General features: G+C 69.8%; 22 protein-coding genes, 4 tRNA genes and 1 other RNA gene. 13 read left to right on the top strand and 14 right to left on the bottom strand.

Going from position 1 to position 26,391, the window contains the following annotated elements; translation table 11 throughout:
- Window positions 1-151: 151 nt before the first annotated feature.
- The 5 genes from ACFVW8_RS00690 to purS form a co-directional block, all read right to left on the bottom strand.
- The gene (locus tag ACFVW8_RS00690; RefSeq protein WP_389685396.1) at window positions 152-1,060 is read right to left on the bottom strand and encodes a M23 family metallopeptidase; all 909 of its coding nucleotides are present in this window, start codon (window positions 1,058-1,060) and stop codon (window positions 152-154) included.
- Between the two features lie 71 nt (window positions 1,061-1,131).
- On the bottom strand, window positions 1,132-1,677 hold the full coding sequence (locus ACFVW8_RS00685; protein ID WP_389685395.1) for an ArsR/SmtB family transcription factor: 546 nt from the start codon (window positions 1,675-1,677) through the stop codon (window positions 1,132-1,134).
- Between the two features lie 260 nt (window positions 1,678-1,937).
- Window positions 1,938-4,187 carry a phosphoribosylformylglycinamidine synthase subunit PurL gene (gene purL / locus ACFVW8_RS00680; protein ID WP_389685394.1) on the bottom strand — a complete coding sequence of 750 codons (2,250 nt, stop codon included), beginning with the start codon at window positions 4,185-4,187 and terminating at the stop codon, window positions 1,938-1,940.
- A complete protein-coding gene (gene purQ, locus ACFVW8_RS00675; protein ID WP_389685393.1) occupies window positions 4,184-4,864 on the bottom strand; it encodes a phosphoribosylformylglycinamidine synthase subunit PurQ in 681 nt (226 codons plus the stop codon). The genes purL and purQ overlap by 4 nt, the downstream gene beginning before the upstream one ends.
- Window positions 4,861-5,127, bottom strand: a complete 267-nt coding sequence (gene purS / locus ACFVW8_RS00670; protein ID WP_078617732.1) for a phosphoribosylformylglycinamidine synthase subunit PurS — start codon at window positions 5,125-5,127, stop codon at window positions 4,861-4,863. The genes purQ and purS overlap by 4 nt, the downstream gene beginning before the upstream one ends.
- Window positions 5,128-5,508: 381 nt before the next feature.
- Here purS and ACFVW8_RS00665 point away from each other — a divergent pair, with 381 nt between their 5' ends.
- From ACFVW8_RS00665 to ACFVW8_RS00630, 8 genes are all read left to right on the top strand, one after another.
- Window positions 5,509-5,844: an Lsr2 family protein gene (locus ACFVW8_RS00665; protein WP_389685392.1), complete on the top strand. Its 336-nt coding sequence runs from the start codon at window positions 5,509-5,511 to the stop codon at window positions 5,842-5,844.
- A gap of 164 nt (window positions 5,845-6,008) precedes the next feature.
- Window positions 6,009-6,080, top strand: a tRNA-Gly gene (locus tag ACFVW8_RS00660).
- An 80-nt stretch (window positions 6,081-6,160) separates the two neighbouring features.
- Window positions 6,161-6,233 (top strand) — tRNA-Gly (locus tag ACFVW8_RS00655).
- Window positions 6,234-6,434: 201 nt separating this feature from the next.
- Window positions 6,435-7,451: an ABC transporter ATP-binding protein gene (locus ACFVW8_RS00650; RefSeq protein ID WP_389685391.1), complete on the top strand. Its 1,017-nt coding sequence runs from the start codon at window positions 6,435-6,437 to the stop codon at window positions 7,449-7,451.
- A complete protein-coding gene (locus tag ACFVW8_RS00645) occupies window positions 7,448-8,266 on the top strand; it encodes an ABC transporter permease (protein ID WP_389685390.1) in 819 nt (272 codons plus the stop codon). Before ACFVW8_RS00650 ends, ACFVW8_RS00645 begins: the two co-directional genes overlap by 4 nt.
- A gap of 20 nt (window positions 8,267-8,286) precedes the next feature.
- Window positions 8,287-9,795, top strand: a complete 1,509-nt coding sequence (locus ACFVW8_RS00640; protein ID WP_389685420.1) for a sensor histidine kinase — start codon at window positions 8,287-8,289, stop codon at window positions 9,793-9,795.
- Window positions 9,792-10,403, top strand: a complete 612-nt coding sequence (locus tag ACFVW8_RS00635) for a response regulator (protein ID WP_389685389.1) — start codon at window positions 9,792-9,794, stop codon at window positions 10,401-10,403. Before ACFVW8_RS00640 ends, ACFVW8_RS00635 begins: the two co-directional genes overlap by 4 nt.
- Before the next feature lie 22 nt (window positions 10,404-10,425).
- Window positions 10,426-10,498 (top strand) — tRNA-Gly (locus ACFVW8_RS00630).
- Between the two features lie 66 nt (window positions 10,499-10,564).
- Here the strand turns inward: ACFVW8_RS00630 and ACFVW8_RS00625 are convergent.
- From ACFVW8_RS00625 to ffs, 6 genes are all read right to left on the bottom strand, one after another.
- Window positions 10,565-11,479 (bottom strand): phosphoribosylaminoimidazolesuccinocarboxamide synthase, encoded by a 915-nt coding sequence (locus ACFVW8_RS00625; protein ID WP_389685388.1) that lies wholly within the window; start codon window positions 11,477-11,479, stop codon window positions 10,565-10,567.
- A gap of 195 nt (window positions 11,480-11,674) precedes the next feature.
- A complete protein-coding gene (locus tag ACFVW8_RS00620) occupies window positions 11,675-13,138 on the bottom strand; it encodes a N,N-dimethylformamidase beta subunit family domain-containing protein (protein ID WP_389685387.1) in 1,464 nt (487 codons plus the stop codon).
- A gap of 248 nt (window positions 13,139-13,386) precedes the next feature.
- Window positions 13,387-15,180, bottom strand: a complete 1,794-nt coding sequence (locus tag ACFVW8_RS00615) for a hypothetical protein (protein WP_389685386.1) — start codon at window positions 15,178-15,180, stop codon at window positions 13,387-13,389.
- Between the two features lie 304 nt (window positions 15,181-15,484).
- Window positions 15,485-16,735 carry a phosphoribosylamine--glycine ligase gene (gene purD / locus ACFVW8_RS00610; protein WP_389685385.1) on the bottom strand — a complete coding sequence of 417 codons (1,251 nt, stop codon included), beginning with the start codon at window positions 16,733-16,735 and terminating at the stop codon, window positions 15,485-15,487.
- A gap of 67 nt (window positions 16,736-16,802) precedes the next feature.
- Window positions 16,803-18,995 carry a DNA polymerase III subunit gamma and tau gene (locus tag ACFVW8_RS00605; RefSeq protein ID WP_389685384.1) on the bottom strand — a complete coding sequence of 731 codons (2,193 nt, stop codon included), beginning with the start codon at window positions 18,993-18,995 and terminating at the stop codon, window positions 16,803-16,805.
- Window positions 18,996-19,115: 120 nt separating this feature from the next.
- Window positions 19,116-19,212, bottom strand: an RNA gene (ffs, locus tag ACFVW8_RS00600) — signal recognition particle sRNA small type.
- A gap of 131 nt (window positions 19,213-19,343) precedes the next feature.
- Here ffs and ACFVW8_RS00595 point away from each other — a divergent pair.
- The 3 genes from ACFVW8_RS00595 (at window position 19,344) to ACFVW8_RS00585 (ending at window position 21,604) form a co-directional block, all read left to right on the top strand.
- Window positions 19,344-19,431, top strand: a tRNA-Ser gene (locus ACFVW8_RS00595).
- A gap of 1,073 nt (window positions 19,432-20,504) precedes the next feature.
- Window positions 20,505-20,945 carry a hypothetical protein gene (locus ACFVW8_RS00590; RefSeq protein ID WP_389685383.1) on the top strand — a complete coding sequence of 147 codons (441 nt, stop codon included), beginning with the start codon at window positions 20,505-20,507 and terminating at the stop codon, window positions 20,943-20,945.
- A complete protein-coding gene (locus ACFVW8_RS00585) occupies window positions 20,942-21,604 on the top strand; it encodes a hypothetical protein (protein WP_389685382.1) in 663 nt (220 codons plus the stop codon). Before ACFVW8_RS00590 ends, ACFVW8_RS00585 begins: the two co-directional genes overlap by 4 nt.
- A gap of 229 nt (window positions 21,605-21,833) precedes the next feature.
- Here the strand turns inward: ACFVW8_RS00585 and ACFVW8_RS00580 are convergent, their stop codons facing one another.
- The 3 genes from ACFVW8_RS00580 to ACFVW8_RS00570 form a co-directional block, all read right to left on the bottom strand.
- Window positions 21,834-22,349, bottom strand: coding sequence for a hypothetical protein (locus ACFVW8_RS00580; RefSeq protein ID WP_389685381.1), 516 nt, complete (start codon window positions 22,347-22,349; stop codon window positions 21,834-21,836).
- A gap of 145 nt (window positions 22,350-22,494) precedes the next feature.
- Window positions 22,495-23,475, bottom strand: coding sequence for a hypothetical protein (locus tag ACFVW8_RS00575; protein WP_389685380.1), 981 nt, complete (start codon window positions 23,473-23,475; stop codon window positions 22,495-22,497).
- Entirely contained in the window at window positions 23,472-23,825 is a 354-nt protein-coding gene (locus ACFVW8_RS00570) for a hypothetical protein (RefSeq protein ID WP_389685379.1), read from the bottom strand. Before ACFVW8_RS00570 ends, ACFVW8_RS00575 begins: the two co-directional genes overlap by 4 nt.
- 136 nt (window positions 23,826-23,961) lie before the next feature.
- Here ACFVW8_RS00570 and ACFVW8_RS00565 point away from each other — a divergent pair, with 136 nt between their 5' ends.
- Both ACFVW8_RS00565 and ACFVW8_RS00560 read left to right on the top strand, forming a co-directional pair.
- Window positions 23,962-26,055 carry a hypothetical protein gene (locus ACFVW8_RS00565; RefSeq protein ID WP_389685378.1) on the top strand — a complete coding sequence of 698 codons (2,094 nt, stop codon included), beginning with the start codon at window positions 23,962-23,964 and terminating at the stop codon, window positions 26,053-26,055.
- A gap of 117 nt (window positions 26,056-26,172) precedes the next feature.
- Complete coding sequence (locus ACFVW8_RS00560; RefSeq protein WP_389685377.1) at window positions 26,173-26,298, top strand: hypothetical protein; 126 nt, start codon at window positions 26,173-26,175, stop codon at window positions 26,296-26,298.
- Window positions 26,299-26,391 lie beyond the last annotated feature (93 nt).

Raw genomic sequence — 26,391 nt, 5'->3', positions numbered from 1 at the left:
AGTGATCCTGGCCGGACGGCCGGGACAGGGATCCTGGCCGCCCCGCCCGGGGCGCCCGACGGCCCGGGCGCTCCATGGCCCTGACGCCATCCGGATGCCGCCCGGATCCCGTCCTGATGTCGTCCTGATGTCGTCCGGACGGGATCCGGAATCAGGAGGCTTGTATCCCTCCAGCCCCTCCAGCCCCTCCCGCCTGCACGGCGTGACCTCCCGGAGCGGTCCCCCCGGCCACGAATGCCTCGCCGTTCGCCGGAACGCCTATCTCCCGCCAGGTGAACGGAATTCCGACCGCCACATCCAGATCCTGATTGTCCATCAGCTGGAAATGCACATGCGGTTCGGTTGAATTTCCGGAGTTCCCGCACTCGGCGAGAGGCTGTCCGGCCCGGACCGTCTCTCCCTCCCGCACCCGGAGCGAGCCATGCCGCAGATGGGCGTACATGGCATACGTACCGTCGCCCAGGTCCAGCACGACGTGATTCCCCGCGATGGCGCCGGCACCGAGCACGTCCCGTACGGACGCCTCGATCAGCATCAGATAGACGAGCGCGGGGAGCGAGTTCCGGCTCAGGTGGTCGCGGCGGCCGTGCGAGGCGTGCACGACCGTGCCGTCGGCCACCGCGAGGACCGGGGACCCGAAAGCCGGGAAGTGCTGGTTGCGCCGGGCGACGGGCCATAGCCAACGGAACTTCGGACGCGTCGGGCCGGCCCCGCCTCCCGCAGGCGCACCGTCCTCGGCAACGGGATCGGCCACGATGTCGATCGCGTACGTCTGCCCATAGGCGTGCACTCCATGACTGGGCACCTTGTCCGCCGGGCTGTTCAGAGCGGTCCAGCGCCCCGTGACCGGTGGCTCGACCTCCACCGCGGGCCTCGGGTCCGCCGTCACGGCCCGGCCCCTGCGGCCCGTCGTCAGACCGAGGGCGACCGCGGCGGCTGCGGGCACCCAGGTCACCCAGTACGGGAACGGTGGCTGGGCGAGGAGGCTGATGGCCACCAGCACGAAGAAGGCGACCCAGCAGAGCCGGTACAGCACCATGGCAGCTTTGTGGACGGACATGACTTCCCCCTGCATCGTCATCGTCTGTTGCAACTGATCGATCTGATTCGTGCGTTGGCGCGCCCCGCTCCTCAGGGTCTGGCCGCCGTGAGGACCACCAGCAGCGGCACCACCCGGGTACCGGGGACCTCGTAGCGCCCCCGCCCCGTCGTGTGCAGCCAGCCCGCGCCGGTCAGCTGCCGCAGGTGGTGGTAGATCTGCCCCGTCGTACCGGTCTCTTCGAGTGCCGCGAGCTCGGCCGCCGTGCGGCGGCCGCCGAGGATCTCGCGGAGCAGTCGCAGCCGTACCGGATGTCCCAGCGCGGCGAACGACTCGGCGCTCTCCGACCAGTCGACGCGCGGCCCGCCGGGGTCGTCCGGGCCGTCGTCGTCACCTTCGTCCCCCAGCAGCTGTTCGGTGAGCGCGCCGTACTGCCACTCGTACCGCTCGCCCGTCGGCAGTCGCACAGCGCCCGTGTACAGCACTCCGCCGTCAGCTGTCCCGGCCTCGGAGAGCTGACTCTTCAGCTCCTCCAGAGCCCAGAAATCGGCCCCCGTCGGGCGCGGAGCAGCCGGACGGTCACCCACGAGCGCCCCCAGCCGACGCTCCAGCTCCGAGACGCGTTCCTCCAGATCCATGCATCCAGATTACGTAACTACGTAATCTGTAGCAAGGGGGTACGCGAAAGCAGCACGGAAGAACGGACAGACGCGAAGAGCGCAGAGACGTGGAGACGTGGAGACGGAACAGCAAAGACGTGGAGACGTAGAGACGGAACAACAGGAAGCCCCCACCCGGCCGGGCCGGGTGGGGGCTTCCTGACTTCTTCCGTGACAGTCGGCCGGCAGCCGAGCAGCCGTCGGCCGACGCGCGTCTGCCGAGCGTCCGCCCGGCGGCGCTACGCGAGCAGCGCCGGGATCGTTCCCTCGTGCGCCGTACGCAGCTCGCTCAGCGGAATGCTGAACTCGCCCTGGATCTCGATCTCCTCGCCGTCCACGACACCGATCCGGGCCACGGGCAGGCCCCGCGCCCCGCACATGTCGTTGAAGCGGAGCTCCTCACTGCGCGGGATCGAGACGATCGCGCGGCCCGCCGACTCGGAGAACAGGAAGGTGAACGCGTCAAGGCCGTCCGGCACGACCAGCCGGGCACCCTTCCCGCCGCGCAGGCAGGACTCGGTCACCGCCTGGATCAGACCGCCGTCGGACAGGTCGTGCGCCGCGTCGATCATGCCGTCGCGCGAGGCCGAGATCAGGATCTCGCCGAGCAGCTTCTCGCGGCCCAGGTCGACCTTGGGCGGCATGCCGCCGAGGTGGTTGTGGACGACCTCGGACCAGGCCGAGCCGCCGAACTCCGCACGCGTGTCACCCAGCAGGTAGAGGAGCTGGCCCTCTTCCGCGAAGGCGACCGGCGTGCGCCGGGTGACATCGTCGATCACACCGAGCACCGCGACGACCGGCGTCGGGTGGATCGCCGTCCCACCGGTCTGGTTGTACAGCGACACGTTGCCGCCGGTGACCGGGGTGCCCAGCTCCAGGCAGCCGTCCGCCAGACCGCGGGTGGCCTCCGCGAACTGCCACATGACGTCCGGGTCCTCGGGCGAACCGAAGTTCAGGCAGTCCGAGATGGCGAGCGGCTTGGCGCCGGAGGCGGCGACGTTGCGGTACGACTCCGCCAGCGCGAGCTGCGCGCCGGTGTACGGGTCGAGCTTCGCGTACCGGCCGTTGCCGTCGGTCGCCATGGCCACGCCGAGGTTGGACTCCTCGTCGATGCGGACCATGCCGGCGTCCTCGGGCATCGCGAGCACGGTGTTGCCCTGCACAAACCGGTCGTACTGGTCCGTGATCCAGGACTTCGAGGCCTGGTTCGGCGAGGAGACGAGCCGCAGGACCTGCTCACGCAGCTCCGCGCCGTCGGTCGGACGGGCCAGCTTCCCGGCGTCGTCGGCCTGCAGCGCGTCCTGCCAGGACGGGCGGGCGAACGGGCGGTTGTACGTGGGGCCCTCATGGGCGACGGACCGCGGCGGCACGTCCACGATCTGCTCGCCGTGCCAGAAGATCTCCAGCTGGGAGCCCTCGGTCACCTCGCCGATGACGGTGGCGATGACGTCCCACTTCTCGCAGATCTCCAGGAAGCGGTCCACGTGCTGCGGCTCGACGATCGCGCACATGCGCTCCTGCGACTCGCTCATGAGGATTTCCTCGGGCGAGAGGGAGGAGTCGCGCAGCGGCACGGTGTCCAGCTCGACGCGCATGCCGCCGGAGCCCGCGGAGGCCAGCTCGGATGTGGCGCAGGAGAGCCCGGCGCCGCCGAGGTCCTGGATGCCCGCGACGAGCTTCTCCTTGAAGATCTCCAGGGTGCACTCGATGAGGAGCTTCTCCTGGAACGGGTCGCCGACCTGGACGGCGGGGCGCTTGGCCGGACCGGTCGACTCGAAGGTCTCCGAGGCCAGCACCGAGACGCCGCCGATGCCGTCGCCACCGGTGCGGGCACCGTAGAGGATGACCTTGTTGCCGGGGCCGGAGGCCTGGGCGAGGTGGATGTCCTCGTGCTTCATCACGCCGATGCAGCCGGCGTTGACGAGCGGATTGCCCTGGTAGCAGGCGTCGAAGACGACCTCCCCGCCGATGTTCGGCAGGCCGAGGCAGTTGCCGTAGCCACCGATGCCCGCGACGACGCCCGGCAGGACGCGCTTGGTGTCGGGGTGGTCGGCCGCCCCGAAGCGCAGCGGGTCGACGACCGCGACCGGGCGGGCACCCATGGCGAGGATGTCGCGGACGATGCCGCCGACGCCGGTGGCCGCGCCCTGGTAGGGCTCGATGTACGAGGGGTGGTTGTGCGACTCGACCTTGAAGGTGACCGCGTAACCCTGGCCGACGTCGACCACACCGGCGTTCTCGCCGATGCCGACGAGCATCGCGTCGCTCGAAGGGGCCTTCTCGCCGAACTGCTTGAGGTGGACCTTGCTGCTCTTGTAGGAGCAGTGCTCGGACCACATCACGGAGTACATGGCGAGCTCGGCGCCGGTGGGACGGCGGCCGAGGATCTCGCGGATCCGGGCGTACTCGTCCTCCTTGAGGCCGAGCTCCTTCCAGGGCTGTCCGGTGTCCGGGGTTTCGGCCGCGTGCTTGACCGTGTCCAGGCTCATGCGTTGACCAGCTTCTTGATGATCGAGGTGAAGAAACCGAGACCGTCGGTGCGACCGGTCCCGATCAGCGGCTCGACGGCGTGCTCCGGGTGCGGCATCAGACCGACGACATTGCCCGCGGCGTTCGTGATGCCGGCGATGTCGCGCAGCGAGCCGTTGGGGTTCACGTCCATGTAGCGGAACGCGATCCGCCCCTCGGCCTCCAGCTCGTCGAGCGTGTGCTCGTCGGCGGTGTAGCGGCCGTCCACGTTCTTGAGGGGCACGGAGATTTCCTGGCCCGCGGAGTAGTCCGAGGTCCAGGCGGTCTCCGCGTTCTCGACGCGCAGCTTCTGGTCGCGGCAGATGAAGTGCAGGTGGTTGTTGCGCAGCATCGCGCCGGGCAGCAGATGAGCCTCGGTCAGGATCTGGAAGCCGTTGCAGATGCCGAGGACCGGCATGCCCGCCTTCGCCTGCTCGATCACGGTCTCCATGACCGGCGAGAAGCGGGAGATGGCTCCGGCCCGCAGATAGTCGCCGTAGGAGAAACCGCCCGCCAGGATGACCGCGTCGACCTGGTGCAGGTCCTTGTCGCGGTGCCACAGCGATACGGGTTCGGCGCCTGCGATCCGGACGGCCCGCAGGCTGTCCTGGTCGTCGAGGGTGCCCGGAAAAGTGACGACTCCGATACGAGCAGTCACTTCGACTCCTCGGCCTTCTCCACCTTCACGGTGAAGTCCTCGATCACGGTGTTGGCGAGGAACGTCTCGGCCATCTCGTGAATACGAGTGAGGGCGGCCTCGTCGACCGGCCCCTCGACCTCCAGCTCGAAACGCTTTCCCTGACGTACGTCCGCGATTCCCTCGAAGCCGAGACGGGGCAGCGCACGCTGCACAGCCTGTCCCTGCGGGTCGAGGATCTCGGGCTTGAGCATGACGTCGACTACGACGCGTGCCACTGGCACTCCCGGTGTGGTGGTGTGGTGCGGCTGTTTCTCCGGGGGGTTCCCCAGACCCCCGCGGGTCCCCTCAGCGTACCTGTCCAGAAATTCTACGCGGGTAGATATCGGGCGGCCCAGATCACGCGGAGATTTCGGCCGTGACAACGGATGCAAAAAGTCCTGCGAAAAAAATCCTCACCAGCAGCACACATAGCGGGCTGACACGCGCAGGTAATTGGTCGGGCTTCACAATGCGGTGTCCATCGCTGTACAAATGATTACCGGGGAAAGCGGCATTGCCCCTGAAGGGTCGGCACCGGCCGGCTCTCATCCGCGCTCACAGCCGGAAGGCCGGCATCGGCGCATGTCAGACGCGCCCGATGCCGCAGGAAAGGACCGATATCCGTGGCTCAGCGCGTAGTGGTCACACTCTCCGACGACATCGACGGGGGAGCGGCAGCGGAAACGGTCACCTTCGCGCTGGACGGGAAGTCGTACGAGATCGACCTCAATCCGTCCAATGCAAAGAAACTGCGCAAGGCCCTGGCCCCGTACATGGCGGCAGGCCGAAAGCAGACAAATGCCAGCAAGCACGGCAAGGTTCCCGTCTCGTACCGGCACACCTCGCTCGCACCCGACCCGGCGGCCGTACGCGCCTGGGCCCGGTCGCACCGGATGGAGGTGCCGGCCCGCGGCCGGATTCCCAAGAAGGTCTACCAGGCGTTCCAAGAGGCCAGTTGAGATCGGACACCGGACGGCCGGGCCGGGCGGGGACGTCGAACCGCCCGTCACCGGCATCCTCGACGACGCCCTGCGGGAGTCGACTTGCGCGACACCCCTGCAGGTCGGCTAGAGTCTGGAGCACGCCGAAGGGCAAGGCCGAAAAGCCGGACCTCAAGCAGCGTGCGGGTGTAGTTCAGTAGTAGAACATCCCCCTTCCAGGGGGAAGGCGCAGTGTGCAATTCCTGTCACCCGCTCTGCATCACTCTTCCTCAACCACTCAGTGGATCAGGTAGAGTAGTGCTCGCTCCACCGGTGAAAGCCGAGTGGCTGCAATGCGGACGTAGCTCAGTTGGTAGAGCGCAACCTTGCCAAGGTTGAGGTCGCCAGTTCGAACCTGGTCGTCCGCTCTTGATCGAAGGCCCTGGTCGATATCGACCAGGGCTTTCGTCGTATTCGGGGTATTCGTCTCCGATCGCATCCAGTCTCAAGTCACCACTCTCACGTCCCCACTCTCCCTCCCCTCCTTCCTCCCCTCCCATGACGTTTGTCATGGACTGCGGTGACAGCTCGCACTGCTCACGGCCTTCTCCGGGAGGAAGCCTTGAGTCATGACCTTCGACGACATTCCTCATGAGTGCGTGATCGAGGCCGACGGTGTCCGGCGCAGGTATGCGGGCGGCTTCGAGGCCGTGACCGGCGTCTCCTTCTCCGTGGCACGCGGCGAGCTGTTCGCCCTGCTCGGCACGAACGGCGCCGGCAAGACCTCCACCGTCGAACTCCTGGAAGGGCTGGCCCGTCCCGACGGCGGCACGGTACGGGTGCTCGGCCACGACCCGTACGACGAACGCGCCTCCGTACGCCCACGGATCGGGGTAATGCTCCAGGAGGGCGGCTTCCCCTCCGACCTGACGACCACCGAGACCATACGGATGTGGGCAGGCTGCACCAGCGGCGCCCGCCCCACCGGCGAGGCACTGGACCTGGTCGGACTCGGCCACCGCGCCCGCGTCCGGGTCAAGCAGCTCTCCGGCGGGGAGCGGCGGCGGCTGGACCTGGCGCTGGCCCTTCTCGGACGGCCCGAGGTGCTCTTCCTCGACGAGCCGACCACCGGTCTCGACGCCGAGGGGCGGCGCGACACCTGGGCACTGGTGCGCCGGCTCCAGGAGGGCGGCATCACCGTGCTGCTCACGACGCACTATCTGGAGGAGGCCGAGGCGCTCGCCGACCGGCTGGCGATCATGCACCGCGGACGGATCGTGGCCGCCGGCACCACCGCGGAGGTGACCGCCTCGCGCCCGTCCCGGATCCGGTTCGAGCTGCCCGCCGGGACCGCACCGGGGCAGCTGCCGCTGAGCCTGCGCGCCGCGGCCGACGGCCCGCGGATCGAGATCCGTACGCACCGGCTCCAGGAGTCACTGACCGAACTGCTGCGCTGGGCAACGGAGTCGGACGTGGCCCTGATCGGGCTCGATGCCCGGTCGGCCTCGCTCGAAGAGGCATTCCTCGATATCGCGAGGTCCGCGGCAGATGCAACGGACACCTCGGGTGCGACGGGTACGACGGGTACCACGGGTGCGGCAAACGCGACGGACGCGTCGGAGACCAAAAAGGTGGCTGTGTCATGACGACCGCGACAACCCCTGCGCACACTGCGACGACCGGGGCCCGTGCCCGGACCACGACGGCCCGGGGCCGGCTGGCCGCCCTGGGACGGGCCGAGCTGACCCTGCTCGTCCGCAACAGGACGGCGATCTTCGTCGCGCTGCTGATGCCCGCGGCCATGGTCACGGCCATGAAGTCGACGTTCGAGCAGATCGATCTCGGCGGGACCGGGCTGACCGTCGCCGGGGCGGCACTCACCGGGGGCATCGGAACGGTGCTGATCCAGGCCGTCTACATGAACCTGGTCGCCGCCTACGTCGCGAGACGTGAGGAGCTGGTCCTGAAGCGGCTGCGTACCGGTGAGGTCACCGACGGGGAGATCCTGACCGGAACCGCGCTGCCGTCCGCAGCACTGGCCCTGGCGCAGACGGCGGTGATCGTCGTGGCCGGTACCGCCTTCTTCGGCCTCGGCGCCCCCGAGCGCCCCGAGCTGCTCGTGCTGGGGCTGCTGCTGGGCGTGGTGATGCTGACGGCACTGGCCGCGGCCACCTCGGTCCTCACCCGCACCGTGCAGACGGCTCAGCTCACCACTCTCCCGCTGTTCTTCGCCTCGCTGATGGGTTCGGGTCTCTTCGTACCCCTGGAGATCCTTCCGGACCGGCTCGCGTCGATCTGTGAACTCCTGCCGCTGACCGGAGTGATGACGCTCGTACGGGCCGGCTGGCTCGGCGGTGTCGAGGTCGGCGACCTGCTCGGGGCCTCGCTGACCGGGTTGGTCTGGACGGTGCTCGCGGTGTTTGCTGTGAAGCGGTGGTTCCGCTGGGATCCGCGACGCTGAGGGGGTGTGATGCCGTGCTGATGCACGTACGTGGCTGGCGCCGCGGCTGGCAGGAACGCAGCAAACTCGAGCGGATCGACCTGTACACGCGGGCGACCCTGTCGGTGATCCCCTGGATCTTCACCCTGTGCTGGCAGCTGGCCCCCTTCGCGGGGGACATCCGCCATGCGCCGCTCCCGCTGGCGCTCGGGTCGGCGCTGCTGCTGGTGAGCCTGGCGCAGTGTCTGCTGAGCAATCGCAATGTGCGGCCGTCGTACGACCACTACCTCCGCACGAACGCCTTCCCCCGGCGGCGGATGGTCGCACCGGTGGCCCTGTTGCTGCTGGGACTGGCGCTGCTGGCGACGCTGGCGGGCATCGACGGAGTCGGCGGATCGGGACTGCTGCTGATGGCTCTGAACGCACCGATGGCCTTCGTGATGACGCAGGTGCTGCTGGTCCCGGTCCGCACATTCCTGGCCCAGTCGCTCGCCCTCGCCCTGCTGACCACCGGCTTCCTCGCAGCGGCCGGGGTGCGGGGCGGAATCCTCGTCGGCGTGGTGCCGGCCACGCTCTTCGGCTGTGTGCTCGCCCTGATCTGCGTACGGCCGAGCGCCTGGAGCATGGCCGTGATGTGGCAGGCCGAGGAGGCCAGGGACATGCAGGCGCGGCTCGCGGTCGCCGAGGAGCGGCTGCGGTTCGGTCGGGACATGCACGACGTGCTGGGACGCAACCTCGCCGTGATCGCCCTCAAGAGCGAGCTGGCGGTGGAGCTGGCCCAGCGCGGCAGGCCCCAGGCGGTGGACCAGATGGTCGAGGTCCAGCGGATAGCCCGCGCCTCGCAGCAGGAGGTGCGTGATGTCGTACGCGGGTACCGGGAAGCCGATCTGAGTACGGAACTGGCCGGGGCGAAAGGCGTGTTGCGGGCAGCCGGCATCGAGTGCGCGGTGGCGGGCGACAGCGGCGCCGAACTGGCCGCGCCCGTCCAGGCCGCGCTCGGCTGGGTGGTCCGCGAAGCGGCCACCAATGTGCTGCGGCACGGCGACCCACGACGCTGCACGATCCGGCTGACCGCTTCGGTGGACGAGGTGGTGCTGGACGTGGAGAACGACGGTGCCTCGACTACCGCGGCAATGCCCGGGGAGCACAGTTCCGGGAAGAACGGTTCCGAGGAGAGCGAGAGCGGTCCCGAGGCAGCCTGTTCGGGCGGCAGCGGCTCCGGGCTGGCCGGGCTGCGCGAGCGGCTCGGTGCGCTGGACGGCTCGCTGGACGCGGGCGCGGCCGAAGGCGGGCTGTTCCGGCTGACCGCGAGAATCCCGCTGGCCCGGCCGGAAGCGCGCAGGCAGCCCGGTGCGGGGACGGGCGAGGGAGCCGTGGGTGATGAGGCAGCCGGAGCGCATGAGGCCGCACCGCCTGCTCCTTCGGAGGACGCATCGCGTGCGGCCTCCGGTGACGTATCGCGTGCGCCTTCCGGTGACGCACCGCCTGCGGCTTCCGGCGACGCATCACGTGCGGAGATCCGGACGGCCCTTCTGAAGGAGCGACGATGACTGCGGTGCGGGTGCTGCTCGCCGACGACGAGCACCTGATCCGGGGTGCGCTCGCCGCGCTGCTCGCGCTCGAGGACGACCTGGTGGTGATCGCGGAGGCGGCGACCGGGCCCGAGGCGCTCGCCATGGCCCGCGCGCACCGCCCGGATGTGGCGGTCCTGGATCTGGAGATGCCGGGGGCCGACGGTGTGAGCGTCGCCACATCGCTGCGGTCCGAACTCCCGGGCTGCCGCACCATGATCGTGACCAGCCACGGCCGGCCGGGGCATCTGAAACGGGCCCTCGCGGCAGGCGTGCGGGCGTTCGTACCGAAGACCGTCAGCGCCCGCGAGCTGGCCGGGATCATCCGTACGGTGCATGCCGGAAACCGCTATGTGGACCCGGAGTTGGCGGCCGACGCCATCGCCGCCGGTGACTCGCCGCTGACCGCGCGCGAGGCCGAGGTGCTGGAACTCGCGGCGAACGGGGCGCCGGTCGCGGAGATCGCGGAGCGGGCCTCCCTGTCGCAGGGAACGGTACGGAACTACCTCTCCGCGGCGGCCTCCAAGCTCGGGGCCGAGAACCGTCATGCGGCGGTGCGTCTCGCACGGGAGCGGGGTTGGGTATAGTGGTCCTCGCGCTTCGGCGCTTGCGGACGTAGCTCAGTTGGTAGAGCGCAACCTTGCCAAGGTTGAGGTCGCCAGTTCGAACCTGGTCGTCCGCTCGGCTCAGCAAGAAGCCCCCGACCTTTCGGCCGGGGGCTTTTTCGTGTGTCGTCCGCTGCGGGCGGCTACTGCCAGGGCGTGCCGGTGAGGAGTTCGTACGCCTCCAGGTACTTGGCACGGGTCGCGTCCACGATTTCCTGAGGCAGCGCCGGCGGCGGCTGCTCGCTCCTGCGGTCCCAGCCCGAGGCCGACGAGGTCAGCCAGTCGCGCACGAACTGCTTGTCGTACGACGGCTGGGCCCGGCCCGGCTCCCAGCCGGCGGCCGGCCAGAAGCGCGAGGAGTCCGGCGTCAGTACCTCGTCCGCGAGGATCAGCTCCTCGCCGCCGTCGGAGGTGGACGCGAAGCCGAACTCGAACTTGGTGTCCGCGAGGATGATCCCGCGCTCACGCGCGATGTCACGGGCCCGGCCGTATACGTCCAGCGTCGTCCGGCGCAGCTGTGCGGCGGTCTCGGTGCCGACCTGATGGGCCACTTCCTCGTAGCTCACGTTCTCGTCGTGGTCGCCGACGGCGGCCTTGGTGGCCGGGGTGAAGATCGCCCCCGGGAGCTCGGAGCCGTCGACGAGGCCCTCCGGGAGACCGAGACCGCAGACCGTGCGCGAGGCCTTGTACTCGACCAGGCCGGAACCGGTCAGATAGCCGCGGGCGACGCACTCGACCGGGACCATGCGCAGCGACCTGCAGATGGTCGTACGGCCGGCCCAGTCGGCGGGGGCACCGGGCGGCAGCTCCGTGGACAGCACGTGGTTCGGTACGAGATCGGCGAGCTGGTCGAACCACCAGAGCGAGAGCCGGGTCAGGACGCGGCCCTTGTCCGGGATCTCGGTGGGCAGCACCCAGTCGTACGCGGACATCCGGTCGCTGGCGACCATGACGAGGTCGCCCGCCTCGTTCCGGTACAGGTCACGCACCTTGCCCGTGTGCAGGTGGGTGAGACCCGGAACCTGCACGGGCTCGGGCTTTTCTACAAATCCGGACACGCTGCCTCCGCGTAGGTTGATCCAGGAGTCGTTCCGATTGTCCCGTATCCGGGTGCGGACGGCTGCGGAGGGGTGCGGCGCGCACGTGCGGGCGCGCCGGTGCGCCGGACAGGACCGGGCGCGTGCGGAGGCGGGCGCGTGTGACGAGTGCTGCGGTGACGCGCCGGGAGGGCGAGGGAGGACCGGCGCCGGTCCTCAGTCGCGCTTGCAGATGCGGTCGAGGAGGTTGGCGGTGGCCTTCTGGATGCGCGGGTCCACGTGGCCGGGGCGGTCCAGGGCCGGGGACCAGGCGAAGGTGCCGGAGGCGAAGACCAGCGCGCCGGACGGGGCCCGGTACAGGGAGGTCTCCTGGTGGCGCGTCACGCCGTCGCCGTCCTGGTACGGGGAGTGGGCGAGCAGGATGCGGTTGTCGTGCTCGGGAAGCGTGGTGCGCGGGAAGTAGCGGTCGGCCTCGCCGGCGACCAGACCGTCGATCTCGTCGCCCTCGCCCGCCTCGGTCGCGTCCCACAGCCAGTGCTCCGCGTTCCGCACGACCAGCGGGTGGGGGTCGGGGACCCGGCCCGCGTACTGGATGCCCAGGAGCTGCTGCTCGGGCCGGTCGACCTCGCGCCAGAGCGCCGGCTTTCCCGGGCCGTGCCGCTTGCGGCAGGTGAGCAGCCGGTCGGGGACGCCGGACGGCGACGGCGAGAGGCTGACCTGCCAGTACATGGTGTTGGCGGAGAGGAAGACCAGGGAGGTGCCGTTGTCGCGGGCGCGCTCCGTGGTGCGGCGCATGGGGACCGACCAGTACTCGTCGTGCCCCGGGAAGACCAGGCCCCGGTATCGGGTGGGGTCGATACGGCCCGCGTGCAGGTCGCGGGTGTCGGCGTAGGCGATGTCGTACCCGTAGCGCTCGGCCCAGCGGATGAAGTCGTAGGCATGGCCGACGTGCAGCGGGAGGCCCGCACCGGCGTAGGGGCGGTCGAAGGAGACGGTGACCGCCGCGTCCTCCTCGCCCAGCAGCCGGCCCTGTTCGTCCCACGCGTGGTACAGGCTGGCGCCGGTACGGCCGTCCTCGGGGTAGAGGTTGTACGCCTGCCAGGTGATGTCAGGGAGGACCAGCAGCAGATCGGCGGGGTGGTCGTCGCGGACGGTGAACGGGATGTGGGAGCGGTATCCGTCGACCGTGGTGAGGACGGCGACGTAGGCGCCGATCGACCAGTAGCTGGGAATCTGGAGCCGCCAGGACTGCCACCAGTGATGGCAGGAGACCGTGCGGTCGGCGGCGAGGGGCGGGGGCTGGACGATGCCGGAGAGCCGCGGGCTCGTGGTGATCTTGGCGGCGCCGTCGCCCCCGTAGTGGCCGATGCGGTAGATGTCCACGGAGAACTGCTGGGGCGGGTCGACGGTGATGTGGAAGTCGATCGCCTCGCCGGGGGCCGCGGCGCCCGTGGAGCTGAAGCCCTTGATCTGACGGTGCACATCGTCGGCGGTCCGGGTGCCGCCACCGGTGGAGCCGCGGGGCAGCGTGGGATCGGCGTACCAGGGCACCACCTGGCCGGTGTCGTCGAAGTAGTTCTCGCTGCCGCGCAGCCAGGGCAGCGGCCCCTGACCGAAGGGGTCGGTGACGGCGTGCGCGAGAGCACCTGACTCCCAACGGCGAATCTGCTCCGCCCCCATAACGCGCTCCCCTCCCTCAGGCCCCCGAAAGAACAGTGGTGCGCCGACTGTCAGCGCCGGTCTCCAGCACATCACATAACGCATGCACTCCGTCACCGTTCGTCGCGAATTGACGTGAACGGAACGTGAGCTTCCGGGTATTGGACCCCGCGGATCCGCGATATGCGCCTTTTTCATCCGAGTTGCGCCCAGGATTCGCCGCAGAAGATCCCATACACGCTCCGGGTACGCCTCGGTTCGAAACCGTTTCAGACGAGGCGGACGGGTTTGTCGGTACGCACACCGACCGAGGCAAGCCAGGAGCGCAGCGGCCCGGCGTCGCCGTCCTCGACGAGGCTGAGGACCGGGGTGCCGAGATCGGACCGGCGCTCGCCGTCGACGAGCAGTGCAGGCCCGTCGAGCCAGTCGAGCCCGGGGGCCGCGCCCGCCGTGTCCACCGCGGCACAGCAGACCATCGCCGCGACATGATCGGCGAGCAGCTCGGTGCCGGTGCGAGGCGGCTGGAGCGGGAACAGCGGAAGGGGGTCGGGCCCCCAGAAGTCGAGCACGTCCCCTCCGGAACCACCGGGAGTGCCGGGGGCGCCCGAACCGGCGGGCACCGGCTGTGAGGTCCGGCCCTGATTCCGGTCCTGGTCCTGATCCTGGTTGTCGCCCTGGGCCGGCGCCTGGGCCTCGTCACGAGCCACCGCGGCACTGATTCCCGCTGCGAGCTCCTCGGCGCTGCCGTTGCCCGCGACCAGATGCTCGACGACGCGAGCCAGTGTGGGCACCGCGGCACCGGCGACATCGGAAGCTCCGGCCGAGGACGCGGGGGGTACGCCCATGGCGTCCAGGACCCGGTGCAGACGGGCCGCCTCGGTGCGCCACTTCCGGTCGACGACCTCGTCCGGATACTGCTGCCAGTCCACCGGGGCCCAGCCGGGCCCGGTCTCGGCGGGACCGCCGTGGAAGAGCCGGGCGGCCAGCAGGGACGCCGCCTCGTCGGCCGCCCCCGGCTCCTCGATGAGATCGCAGGCGGGGCGCTCGCCGAGCCGGGAGGTGAACCCGTCGGCCAGCCGGTCGCGCCGGGAGAGCTCGGTGAGGGCGGACACGACACCGGCGTCGAGCCGGGACGGCCAGCGCCCCATCCGCCAGGCGGGCAGCGCGACCCGGGTGAGCAGCCGGTCCCAGCCCGCGTACGCGAGGCCGACCTGCTCCTGGGCGACGATCCGCAGCCCGTAGTCCACCGCCTGGGCGCGGGTGGACGCGGCAGCGGCCACGCCCCGCTCCATCTCCGCGGCATGGCTGTGACAGCTGCGCAGCAGCAGCCGGGCGATCCGGCCGATGAGGACGTGCGGCAGTCGCAGAACCTTGTGCACGGGGCCCCGGGCGGGCGCGGCCGCGTCGGCGACGGCTCCGTCCAGCCCGCGTACGAAGCGCCGGGCCGCGGCTATGTCGGGATGGGCGGAGGGCCCGGTGCCCGCGACGACCGGGGCGAGCACCGCCCGCAGCTCGGCGACCCGCATCCACCAGAGGAACGGCGAACCGATCACCAGCACGGGCGCAGCCTGCACCCGGCGACGCCCGGGACCCGCCCCCGGGCCGTCCGGACCCCGGTCGGCCGCCTCCCTGGCCGCGCGGTCGGCAGCCGGATGGGTGCGGTCCTCCAGCCAGCTGTCGCAGTCGGGGGTCAGCGCTATGGCCGAGGGCGCGGGCACATCGAGACGCTCGGCGAGATCACGGACCAGCCGGTAGAGATCCGGGGCCGCCTTCTCGCTGAGCGGGACGGTCGGGCTGACCGCCGGCTTCGCCCGTACGACGGCGAGCGCGACGGCTGCCGCGACAAGCAGCACCACGACGGCGCAGACCGTCACGGCCCAGCGCGCGGCGTCCCAGCCACTTCCGCCGGCGAAGCCCTGCGCGCCTGCGGCGAACAGCACCACGGCGACGGCCGCGGGCAGCAGCGCCACCGCTGTCGCCCTGCTGCGGATACGCAGCAGAGCCAGCGCCCGGGCGCGCGCAGCCTGCGCACCCAACTCCTCACCTGTACCGGTATCGGACACGGCTGGATGTCACCCCCTCTGCCCTCGCGACGGTGTTGCTCACTCCCCCACTGTGGCACCCGTCACTGACATCGCAATGCCGGTGGGCCAAGTGCCGGAATGCTTGCGCCGCACCCTAGTTGGGGCTTCGGTGGGCGTCATCCGGATGGCTCAGCCGTCACTCGATGGAATGGCTTTGGGTAAAGCTGCTGACGCGCCGCTGTCCATGGGGCAGCGGCGCGTCGTGGGAGGTGGGACCGCGATCGGGACGGGTGGGGCTCAGGCGCCCTCCGGAGCTCGCCCCGTCGCACCGTCCCGTGCCGGCTCAGGCCTCTGCGGCCTTCTTGGCGATGTCGGTACGGAGCTGGGAGCCGTCGAGCCGGATCCGGGCCGCCGCCGCGTAGGCACGCTCACGGGCGCCCGCCAGGTCCTTGGCGGTCGCGGTCACGGAGAGCACCCGGCCGCCCGCGCTGACGACCGCGTCGCCGTCCCGCCGGGTTCCGGCGTGCAGGACGTACGCATGCGGGGCATCCTGTGCCGCGACATCGTCGAGGCCCTCGATCGGATCACCCGTTCGCGGGGTGTCCGGGTAGTTGTGCGAGGCGATGACCACCGTCACGGCGGCGTCGTCGCGCCACTTCAGCGGAGGCAGTACGTCCAGCGTGCCGTTGGCGGAGCCCAGCAGGACACCGGCCAGCGGGGTCTTCAATCGGGCCAGGACCACCTGGGTCTCCGGGTCGCCGAAGCGGGCGTTGAACTCGATGACCCGTACGCCGCGCGAGGTGATCGCGAGACCCGCGTACAGCAGCCCGGAGAAGGGCGTACCGCGGCGGCGGAGCTCGTCGACGGTCGGCTGGAGGACGGACTGCATGACCTCGTCGACCAGCTTGGGATCGGCCCACGGCAACGGCGAGTACGCACCCATGCCGCCGGTGTTCGGCCCCTCGTCGTCGTCGAGGGCCCGCTTGAAGTCCTGGGCGGGCTGGAGCGGCAGCACGGTGGTGCCGTCGGTGATCGCGAAGAGGCTCACCTCGGGACCGTCGAGGAACTCCTCGATGACCACGCGGTCGCAGGCCAGCGCGTGGGCACGGGCCGCATCGACGTCATCGGTGACGACGACGCCCTTGCCGGCGGCGAGACCGTCGTCCTTGACGACGTACGGAGCGCCGAACGCGTCCAGGGCCGTGTCGATCTCGGCGGCGGTGGTGCAGACGTAGCTGCGGGCGGTCGGGACGCCTGCCCCGGCCATCACGTCCTTGGCGAACGCCTTGGAGCCCTCCAGCCTGGCCGCATCGGCCGAGGGGCCGAAGCAGGGGATGCCCGCGGCGCGCACGGCGTCGGCGACCCCGGCGACAAGGGGTGCCTCCGGGCCGACGACCACCAGCTCGGCGCCCAGTTCGGTGGCGAGGCGCGCGACGGCAGCGCCGTCGAGTGCGTCGACCGGGTGCAGTTCGGCCACCTCTGCGATGCCGGCGTTGCCGGGGGCGCAGTACAGAGAGGTGACATCGGGGTCGAGGGAGAGAGAGCGGCACAGGGCGTGTTCGCGGGCGCCGCCGCCGATGACGAGGACCTTCACGGGATGCAGCCTAGCCGCCGGGGCAGGGCGGCCTTGACGGGCGCCGCTCCGTGGACACCGGGGCGCCCTACTCGTTGTTGTTGAACTCCTCGACCACCGTGGCGCCCAGCTCGCGGACGATCAGGTCGTGCCCGGAGAGGGCGGAGTCGACCATGTCCGGGTCGTCGGCCTCGGGGGTGTCGTCCTCGGGCGAGACCGAACGGCGCGGTTCGGGAGCGTTGTACGGCGGGGGTGCGGGCTCCCCGGCGGGTTCGCCGCCACCCTGCCGCTGCCGCTCCGGAGCCGGCTGGGGCTCGTACTGCTGCGGCGCGGGCGGCGCCGGGCGCTGCGGTGCGGGCGGAGCGGGAGGCCGGCCGCCGCCACCGGTCTGCGGGGGCTGTCCGGCGCCGCCCGACGGGTCGACGATCGCCTCGATCTTCCACTGGGCGTTGAACCGCTCGGCCAGTGCCTGCTTCAGTACGTCCTCGCTGCCACTGCTCGTGAAGTTGTCACGGGCCCCCGAGTTGAGGAAGCCGATCTGCAGGGTGGCGCCGTCGAAGCCGGTGACCTGGGCGTTCTGGCTGAGGAGGATCCAGGTGAACCGGCGGCGGTTCTTGACCGCCTCCAGGATGTCGGGCCACATGTTGCGCACCTGTCCGGCGCCCTGCGTCATGTCCGGGGCGGGCCCCGGAGCAGCGGGCCCCGGAGCAGCGGGCCCCGGAGCGGGTGCCGAGGGCGCGGCCGGTGCGGGGGCGGGCTGCGGGGCCGGTGCCTGGCCCGGGGTGGAGGCGGTCGGCCAGCCTCCGGGCCGGCGCCCCTGCTGCTCGGGCGCTGCCGCGGCGCGCCACGCGCCCGGCCGCTGGCCGGCTGCGGGAGCCTCCGCGGGCGGCGGCTGAACGGGCTCTGCGGGCGGGGCCGACGGTGCAGGGGCGGGCGGCGGCACGTCCCCACGTGCGGCGGCACGCGCGGCGGCGGGCCCTGACCCGGCGTCCGGCTGCGCCACCGGGGTGGGTGCGGGCACCTGAGGTGCTTGCGAGGGCTGCGGTGCGACGGGGGCGTGGGCCAGCGCCTCGGGTCCGGGGACGTACCCCATGGCGGGCCCCGGGCCGGTGGTGGCGAAGGACGCGCCCCGCTCCAGCCGGTCCAGCCGGGCCTGCAGCGAACGCTCGTCGTCGAAGGCGGTGGGCAGCAGCACCCGGGCACAGATCAGCTCGACCTGAAGCCGGGGCGAGGTGGCCCCGCGCATCTCCGTGAGCCCTTCGTTGACCAGGTCGGCGGCGCGGCTCAGCTCGGCGGCGCCGAAGACGGAGGCCTGGGCCTGCATCCGCTCGACGACATCGGCCGGGGCGTCGATGAGCCCCTTCTCACCGGCATCGGGCACGGCGGCCAGGATCACCAGGTCGCGCAGCCGCTCCAGCAGGTCGGCGACGAAGCGGCGCGGGTCGTTGCCGCCCTCGACCACCCGGTCCACGACCTCGAACGCCGCGGCCCCGTCCCCCGAGGCGAAGGCGTCCACGACGGAGTCGAGCAGCGAGCCGTCCGTATAGCCGAGCAGCGACGTCGCCATGGCGTATGTCACACCGTCATCGGCGGCCCCGGCCAGCAGCTGGTCCATGACCGACATCGAGTCACGTACGGACCCGGCGCCGGCCCGCACCACCAGAGGGAACACCCCGTCCTCGACGAAGCTGTTCTCCTTGCCGCACACCTCGGCGAGATAGTCGCGCAGCGTCCCCGGCGGTACGAGGCGGAACGGATAGTGGTGGGTACGCGACCGGATGGTGCCGATGACCTTCTCGGGCTCCGTGGTCGCGAAGATGAACTTGAGGTGCTCCGGCGGCTCCTCGACCACCTTCAGCAGGGCGTTGAACCCCGCCGACGTGACCATGTGCGCCTCGTCGATGATGTAGATCTTGTAACGACTCGACGCGGGCCCGAAGAACGCCTTCTCCCGCAGATCACGCGCATCGTCCACACCACCGTGCGAAGCGGCGTCGATCTCGATCACATCGATCGAACCCGGCCCGTTGCGCGCGAGGTCCTGGCAGGACTGGCACTCCCCGCAGGGCGTGGGCGTGGGCCCCTGCTCACAGTTCAGACAGCGGGCGAGGATGCGCGCGCTGGTCGTCTTGCCACAGCCGCGCGGGCCACTGAACAGGTACGCGTGATTGACCCGGTTGTTCCGCAGGGCCTGCATCAACGGGTCAGTGACATGCTCCTGACCGATGACCTCGGCGAACGACTCGGGGCGGTAGCGGCGGTACAGCGCAAGGGACGACACACATACGAGGCTATAGGGGCGCACCGACAACCGGCCCCGGCCCGGGCACACCACCGGCCCCGAGAGCACAGCCGCCCCGAAAACCCGGCGCCCCGGACACGTACCGGACGACCCCGGAAACGTGAGGACCCCCCACGCACCCGCCAGAGCCAACCTACCCTTGCTGCCTTCCGGCCCTGGGGGAGTTCAGTCAGATAGCGCCACGTGAGGGGCTGACGCCCACCTTAGCCGATCCCCGCCCCCGCCCGTCCACCTCCCCACCCCTCAGGACCCCACCGGAGCCTCCGCCGGCAGCCCGACGGGGAACGGGTTCGCGAGCACTCCTCAACGTCTTGTATTGTTTGCCGCGGAGGATTCGCCTAGTGGCCTAGGGCGCACGCTTGGAAAGCGTGTTGGGGGCAACCCCTCACGAGTTCGAATCTCGTATCCTCCGCCATTGCTCTCACCGGGCAATACGTTGAAGGGCCCCACCGCTTGCGGTGGGGCCCTTTGCGTTCCGTGGTCTCAGTTGCCGCTGCTGGGCAACCGTCGGACCGCGCGGCACACAGCGCGGTACAGGGCCGCGTCACGCCCGTACCGACGCATCAGCTGCCCACACTCGGCACATGGCCCCAGCTCCCATGGTGGGCAGCCCAGCGCGGCGGAGGCAGAGGCCCGCTCGACGGCAGTGATCAGCATCGGGTTCCGGGACCGCTGTGTCGGCATTCTGGGGAGGGTGAAGCCGTCGGTGGGCTGGCCGAGATCGCGGATCGGCCGGGCGTCGCTGACGAACCATCCTTCCTCGCCGGCCCTGCAGGGCCGGTCTATCTCCTGCTCGGCGAAGGTGATCTCGTCGTCGTCCTCCTGTGCTGGGCATCGGGGAGGGGGTCCTTCTCGCCGATCAGCTCCCGCCACCGCCTGCAATCAGCCAAAGGGCACCCACATATGCCGTCCGGCCCGGCCGCTGCCGCAGTTGGGGACGTAGACCGGCACGCTCTCCCCCATAGCGCTCGACACGACGAGGTCTTCGAGGTGCCGCCTTCTTCTCCGGCTCGCAGAGCACAGGCACGAACCAGTCGGAGTGAAGACCGCCACAATGACCAGCGCCGTCGGACAGCAGGCAGTGCCGGTCGCTGCTGGGCACGCACTTCCACACTTGGAGGTAGCGGTATCCACCGCGGATCACCATCTCGTTGCCACCAGCAATCTCCCTCCACGGCACGTCGTCGACACGAGCCCAAGGGGCGCGGTCGATGGCAGGGACAGGTTGACCTCTACGCCATATCCGGTGTGCCACACGCCATTGGCCATTCGTCCACGATAGGAGCGACCACGGACACATCAACAGAGGGCGTGTTCAGGGCCGTTGACCGTGGGCTGCCAGGCGGCAGTACGGCCGGTTCACCGAACTCAGATGGACCACCAGACGTCGACCCCAAGCGCCCGTGTCAGACCCAGTGGTTACAGTCCTGACCGGAGATGAGGGAGGGGATCGCGCCTGTGAACGGCAGTGACCATTTCGTACACATCATGACGCAGCTCGCAGAAGAGCTGCCGGATCTCGCTGACCAACTGAAGCAGGAGGTCCGGCAGGGGCGCGTGGTTTCCGAGCCGCGTCTCAAGCAGGAGGGGGAGTACGAAGCCCGCGCCAGCCGGCTGGCTGAGGCCGAGCTTCCGCCCCTTGGCAAAGCAGACATCGCCGTGCTCCCGTACACCGACGACGAGCGCCTTGGCCTCGTCCGCTCATCCATACTGACGCTCGCCGAGACCATGCACGCGTCACGCAAGGCCGCCCTGGACATCGCCCGCACGCGTGAGATGGATCTCTCGATCGAGTTCGGCGATCCGGAGCTGGAGGAGATCTCCTACCTCGACCTCAAAGCCGAGACGGAACGTGCCTGGGTCGCCCTGACGATCGTCCGAGAGCTCCTGTCCGAGGAGTCCGACACTTCCGTGGAGGCCATCCAGTGAATAAGGCCGACCTGGTGATGGCCATCGAACAGGCGATCGGCGCTCTGCAGCCCGTGTATCGGGGCAACGCCGACGAGTCCGACCTGTACGAGGCATCCCTGCTCGTCGTATGCCTCGAAGCCGCACGGGCGGCAGGTGGGACGGCGCTGCTGACTCAGGACGGCAGTAATCCGGCTACTGTCCTGCGTTTCCGCAGGGCCCCCGGAAACCTGTGGTCGGGTGACTTCACCCACGTCCTGGTGAGCTTCCCCGGCACGCAGAAGAGGCTGGAGATCCACCTCGGCGTGTTCGTCGCTGCCACCACCTCGAAGGTGGCACACGAGTGCGATGTCGCCGTCCTAGATCACCAGGAAGCCGAGCGGAGCCGCCGGGCCATGGTCCACCCCCGAAGCCGGGGGCTCGTCGCCGCGATCGAGGCGAAGCACTACGCCGCCTCACCCGGCCTCGGGATCGGCCGCGGTTTCCTGGGGCTTGCCCAGGAGCTGGGTGGGAAGAAGTGCTCGCTGGTCTTCCCGTCACAGAGTTCCACCACTCTCGGCGCCTTGATCGCCAAGAAGGACAGCGAGGCGTACCCACAGCTGCTTCCTGGCACGACGGCGGCCGACCGACTGCGCTCAAGGCTCGACCAGGCCATCCGCAACTGGAAGGACCGGCTGTAAGGACGCCACCCGCTCAGGGTGCCGGGCGAACACGGCGTCCGGCACAGGGCAGGGCGTCTGCTGCTGTCACGTCGTCTGTGTGGGCTGCTTGCCATATTGCGGGGGCCGGGGGAGAGATACTTTGGTGCGTCGCCCGTGCAGGGAATACCGCGCCCCTCGCGGGTTCCCGGACCGAGCACCACCGGCGTATCCACGCACCCGCCTCACATTGCATCACGCCGAGATACCTCTAATGGAACTGCCCAGCCTTCCATGAGGTGAATGGCTCTAGCCTCCCGATCTCCGGCGCGGCAGCACTCACCGCTTCAGAGAAGTCCGTTGCCAGCTTCCTGGCCATTCTGAGAAGCTCGGCCACGTCATGGCGTTCCATCCGAGGGTCTGGGGTCCACGACGTTCGCGATGTGCACTCAACGCTGACTACATCACCCCGGGGGGTGAACGTGAGCACACGTTCGACCCCTTGTGGATAGAGGTCTATCGCCACGACTCGACCCGATTCAAGTGCCGCGAGTAGCTCGGGGAGACCTTCAAGGAAGGAAGACATGTCGTATTCAATGTCGAACTTCCAGTCGTCCTGCCCGAATCCACCAATCGCGAACCGACAATCAGTCTCCGACAGAGAGGAGCACCCTTCGATGACGAGGTACTGATAGTCATCATTGTCCTCCAGCCCGCCTTCCGGCCCCCTCCCCGAAACATCACCCAAAGGCCCCTCGAATTGAAAGTGAAACACTTTTCTCCTCATGGAATTATTGGGTAGACGGACCCGAAAAGGCCATTTCGCCCCGGAACGAAGATAGCGTGAGTTGCCTCTTTCCAGGTTTCGTCTTCGAATACAACCCTCCCCATCCCCTTGGGAATCTGAACGATGTATGAATCCTCCGTTCCTGTCAGGCCGGGGCGATGTTCTCGGCGCAACAGGTCGGCGGCCGCGTTGTCGTCAAGCCATTGGCCTTGGGGCGTTCCCTTCCCTCGCGCTCGATCCGCCATCTGCTGGAGAGTGCGCTTCCGGCCGTGCATCTTGAAGCTGTGCCCGAACGTCTTGGTGCTGGCCGGCTTCCAGTTGACTTCCCCCCACTCGATGATTGAGAACCCTGCCCGCCTGTCCCGCTGTCGCCGAAGCCCCCATTGGCCCTGGCCCCCATGAGCACGATGCCCGCAGAGCCCAGAAGAGCTGCGTTAACTGCGGCTACGACGGTCAGACCGCCCATGGCGCCCCCGCCAGCGAGGGCCAGACCGGCGCCGGGCGGGAAGAGGGCGAGGAGGGACAGCAGAGAGAGCAGGACGAGGGCGAAGCCGAGATGGGTAAGGAATCGGTCGACGGCATCCAAGAGGTGGTAAGCCCCGATGGCGTCGCCGCCGGGGCCGACGTCGCTGCGGTAGAGCAGCAGTGCGCCGGTGGTGGCTGCCCCAAGAGCGGTGGCGAGGCCGAAACGGTGCAGGACAAGGAATTCACCGAGTGGCTGTGCAGTGACCGGCCGCCAGGTACGCAGCAGGTACACCAGTTGGCAGGCGAGCCAGGCCAGGGCTGCGATGGCGAACCAGCGCAGGATGCGTGGGCCGGAGCCGGTGGTGAAGGAGTCCTGGAGGTGGGCCGTGGAGGAGAAGGAGCCGACGCCGAGGAAGAGCAGGGAGGGAAGCGCGAGCAGGCAGGGGATGAGGATCAGCCATCGGCGGCGGGTGTTGGTGCGGGCCGCCCTGAGGTGGGCGCGGATGTCCACCGTCCGCCAGACATCCGCACGGTCCGAGGCATCGATCCGGGCCACGAGCTGGGCGATCAGACGCCGCATCGGTTCGGTGTCGTCGGACGGGACCGTGGCACCCGCGTACAGCAAGGAGCGGCGCAGGCGGATGAAGCGGAGCGCGATCAAGGCGGTCCAGGGTAGGCGCCACGCCGCATAGCGGATGAGCGCGGCAGCGCTGTCGTGCGTTCGGTGGCCAACAGCACTCCGGGCGTGATGCGTTTGGCGCGGTGGAGCCGGCGTAGGTCCAGCAGCATGGCGAGGGTCAAACAGGCCGGCGGCATCATCCAGGCTTTGTCGTCCAGAGCCTCCAGCCAGTCCGCGGCCTGCCCGCCGGAGTCTGTGACCGCGTAATTGTTCAGAGTGTGGTGCGTGATCGCCAGCGCGACAGGGAGGACGGACAGCACGCGCCACCAGCCGCGAGTGCGCCACAGCAGGCACGCGGGGCACGTACGGGGCCGGGAGGCCCGTTGTGACATGACGGCACGTTCGATGGCCAAAACCTGCTGCCCGAAACCTGTTCGGCCGGCACCCGCGGCGCCACATCTCACCCCCTTTCCCGGACGTCCGGCAACCGGCAGGTGGTCTGTGACCCGGTGCGGCACACTGGCGGCTATGGCCAACGGCGCACGATTACACGGGACGTCCGCCGCGATTCTGATTGCCTCGATCGTTCTGGCGCTCCTGGCGAGCAGTTACGTGATCCACTCCTGGAGGACCGCGGCGCCCTTCGCCGATCCCTTCGACACCTTCGCCGGTACGATCGGGTTGCTGGTTCCAGGGATCCACGCGTTGTGGCGGCGGTCCAGGCCGCAGCCGCCCCGGACCCCGCCCCCTCGGGCACAGTGGCTGACAGCGCTCGCGCAGGCCGAGCATGAACGTCTCCAGACGGATCTGCGTGACCGCGGCGTAGAAGTGGCTTGTATACCTGTCCCGTGGGAGCCGGCCCCCGAACTCGCCGACGCCGGCGTGAGGGTGGACTACGGCACACCGGGAACCGGCAGGGTCGACCGCCTTCGGCAGCAGTTCTGGGCCGGAGACACGCCCTCCCGGGTGGTGGTCTGCGGTCCCGCGGGCTCCGGCAAGAGCGTTGCCCTTCACCTGATGGCCGAGCAGCTCCTGGCCGCCGCCACCGGCGGGCAGAACGTTGACGGGCCCGTCCCGGTCGTGCTGTCCCTCGTCGGCTGGGACACACACCAGCCTCTGTATCCCTGGCTGATGGGACGGATCGCCGACCGCTACCCCGCAGTCGTCGGCCCGGAGAGCGGAGTCGAGGCAGCGGATCTCACCCGCGCCTTGCTCCGCGACGGTGCGGTTGTTCCCTTCCTCGACGGCTTCGACGAGATGGCCGGCCCCGCGCGGGCCGCACTGCTGAGAGCACTCAGCCAGGCTCTGGGCGCCGGCCTTTCAGTAGCGCTGGCCTCCAGGGAAGACCAGTTCCGTGACGCCGTGGCCGCGGTCGGAGCCGTACGGGGATCCGTGGCGGTCCGTTTGGGACCACTGAAGCCGCGTCACCTCGACAGCTTTCTGTCCGCCTCACGCACGCCGAACCGCCAGGCATGGCTTCCCCTGTTCGAGGCGATGCGCGCGGGGAGGGCGGCCTCGGCGAGACAGGCCTTCGCCACCCCTCTCATGCAGTGGCTCGGCCTCCAGATCTACGGCAGTGGCACCGCAAGTCCGCTCGAACTCGCGGACCCGGAGCGCTTTCCCACCTCCGAGGACATCGAGCGACACCTTCTGGCCTCACTGGTCCCTGCTGTTTTCGGCGGTGCGCAGGACGGGCCTCGCTGGACGTCCCGCCGCGCCCTGCGCCTGCTGCGGTTCCTGGCGGAGAGCCGGGGTGACGGCGGTATCCGGTGGTGGACGCTCTGCCGCCGCGCGCAGTGGCCACTCGCCCTGGCCTGCGTCCTGGCTCTGAGTACGTCGGCGACAGCGCTGGCCGTCCTCTCCCAGACAGCAGGGACCGCTGTACTGGCGGGCGCGCTGTGGGGCACGGCGTGCGGTGCCGCCTTCACGGTCGCCTACGTGGTCACCAGGGCCGAGGAGTACCGGGAGCGCTCCGCGACACCCGGCGGATTCCGCTCGGAGGTGAATGCAAGGACTGTCCTGTTCCGGGTCGTCCGGCTGCTACCGGTCCTGACGGCGGCGGGGGCGGCCACCCAGCTCACGACGGGCCTGCTCTTCGCCACGCTGAGCTGGTCCGACCTGTGGGCCCTGCTCGGCCAGGGGACGGCCCTGTCGGTCGTTGCGGGACTGGGTGGGGGCTTCGCCGCTGGAACCGTCTTGGACCGCGTTTACACGCTCGACGCGAACGTCGCCCCGGCGAATGCCACCCGCCCCCTCGAATTGCTGCGCCGGGACAGCAGGAGCACAGCCGTGCTGGCTCTCTGCCTCGCCCTGGGAACGACACTGGTGAGCTGGGTCGCGTGGTCATTGAACCTGAACCAGAAACCTCCGGGTGCGTTCCTACTGGTGGCCGCCGTGGTGGCCGCCGTGGTCGGCCCGGGGCTGTTCACCGCGTGGCCGGCTTTCCGGGTCGCGCACGCCTGGTTCGTCGTCCGAGACCAACTGCCCCTTCGTTTCAGCGGTTTCATGACCACGGCCCAAACCGCGGGGGTGCTCCGGGAGGAAGGCATCACCTACCACTTTCGGCACGCGCTGCTGCGCGCCGCCCTGCGCGACGGAAGCCGGCGCCCGACAAGCCGATGAATTGTCAGCGCGGGTGGGTACATCGGTTCGCGTACCTCTATATCGGGGCGTCTCACCGCGCCTTTCAACGCGTCCCCGTTCGGCACGATCGCGCAGAACGGGCAGAACGGGCAGCCGATGCGACTCCAACTGATCAACGTCTTCCGCTCCTACGAGAACGGCCAGTCGGCCGAGGAGTGGGTCCAGTACGGCAACGTCGGCTTCCTGCCTCAGCTCGGTGCCGACCTCACCGAGGGGCACTGAGCGGCACCCCGGCGGCCGTCGCACCGCCCGGAAGCAGGGGATCACAGAGCGAGCGGCCACACTCGCCCAGGTCCTCGCCAAGGGGTGGAAGCT

Source organism: Streptomyces sp. NPDC058221 (assembly GCF_042882365.1).
In the GTDB taxonomy this organism is placed as follows: domain Bacteria; phylum Actinomycetota; class Actinomycetes; order Streptomycetales; family Streptomycetaceae; genus Streptomyces.
Note: the sequence above shows the minus strand (reverse complement) of the source record. Positions and strands in the feature narration are given on the sequence as shown.

What these genes read in the sequence shown, in the direction of transcription:
- ACFVW8_RS00685 (WP_389685395.1), bottom strand. Translation starts at nt 1,677, where the DNA reads ATGGATCTGGAGGAACGCGTCTCGGAGCTGGAGCGTCGGCTGGGGGCG.
- ACFVW8_RS00580 (WP_389685381.1), bottom strand. Translation starts at nt 22,349, where the DNA reads ATGAGGAGAAAAGTGTTTCACTTTCAATTCGAGGGGCCTTTGGGTGAT.
- ACFVW8_RS00640 (WP_389685420.1), top strand. Translation starts at nt 8,287, where the DNA reads ATGCACGTACGTGGCTGGCGCCGCGGCTGGCAGGAACGCAGCAAACTC.
- ACFVW8_RS00620 (WP_389685387.1), bottom strand. Translation starts at nt 13,138, where the DNA reads ATGGGGGCGGAGCAGATTCGCCGTTGGGAGTCAGGTGCTCTCGCGCAC.
- ACFVW8_RS00690 (WP_389685396.1), bottom strand. Translation starts at nt 1,060, where the DNA reads ATGTCCGTCCACAAAGCTGCCATGGTGCTGTACCGGCTCTGCTGGGTC.
- ACFVW8_RS00635 (WP_389685389.1), top strand. Translation starts at nt 9,792, where the DNA reads ATGACTGCGGTGCGGGTGCTGCTCGCCGACGACGAGCACCTGATCCGG.
- ACFVW8_RS00645 (WP_389685390.1), top strand. Translation starts at nt 7,448, where the DNA reads ATGACGACCGCGACAACCCCTGCGCACACTGCGACGACCGGGGCCCGT.
- ACFVW8_RS00570 (WP_389685379.1), bottom strand. Translation starts at nt 23,825, where the DNA reads ATGTCACAACGGGCCTCCCGGCCCCGTACGTGCCCCGCGTGCCTGCTG.
- ACFVW8_RS00590 (WP_389685383.1), top strand. Translation starts at nt 20,505, where the DNA reads ATGACGCAGCTCGCAGAAGAGCTGCCGGATCTCGCTGACCAACTGAAG.
- ACFVW8_RS00650 (WP_389685391.1), top strand. Translation starts at nt 6,435, where the DNA reads ATGACCTTCGACGACATTCCTCATGAGTGCGTGATCGAGGCCGACGGT.
- ACFVW8_RS00565 (WP_389685378.1), top strand. Translation starts at nt 23,962, where the DNA reads ATGGCCAACGGCGCACGATTACACGGGACGTCCGCCGCGATTCTGATT.
- purL (WP_389685394.1), bottom strand. Translation starts at nt 4,187, where the DNA reads ATGAGCCTGGACACGGTCAAGCACGCGGCCGAAACCCCGGACACCGGA.
- ACFVW8_RS00560 (WP_389685377.1), top strand. Translation starts at nt 26,173, where the DNA reads ATGCGACTCCAACTGATCAACGTCTTCCGCTCCTACGAGAACGGCCAG.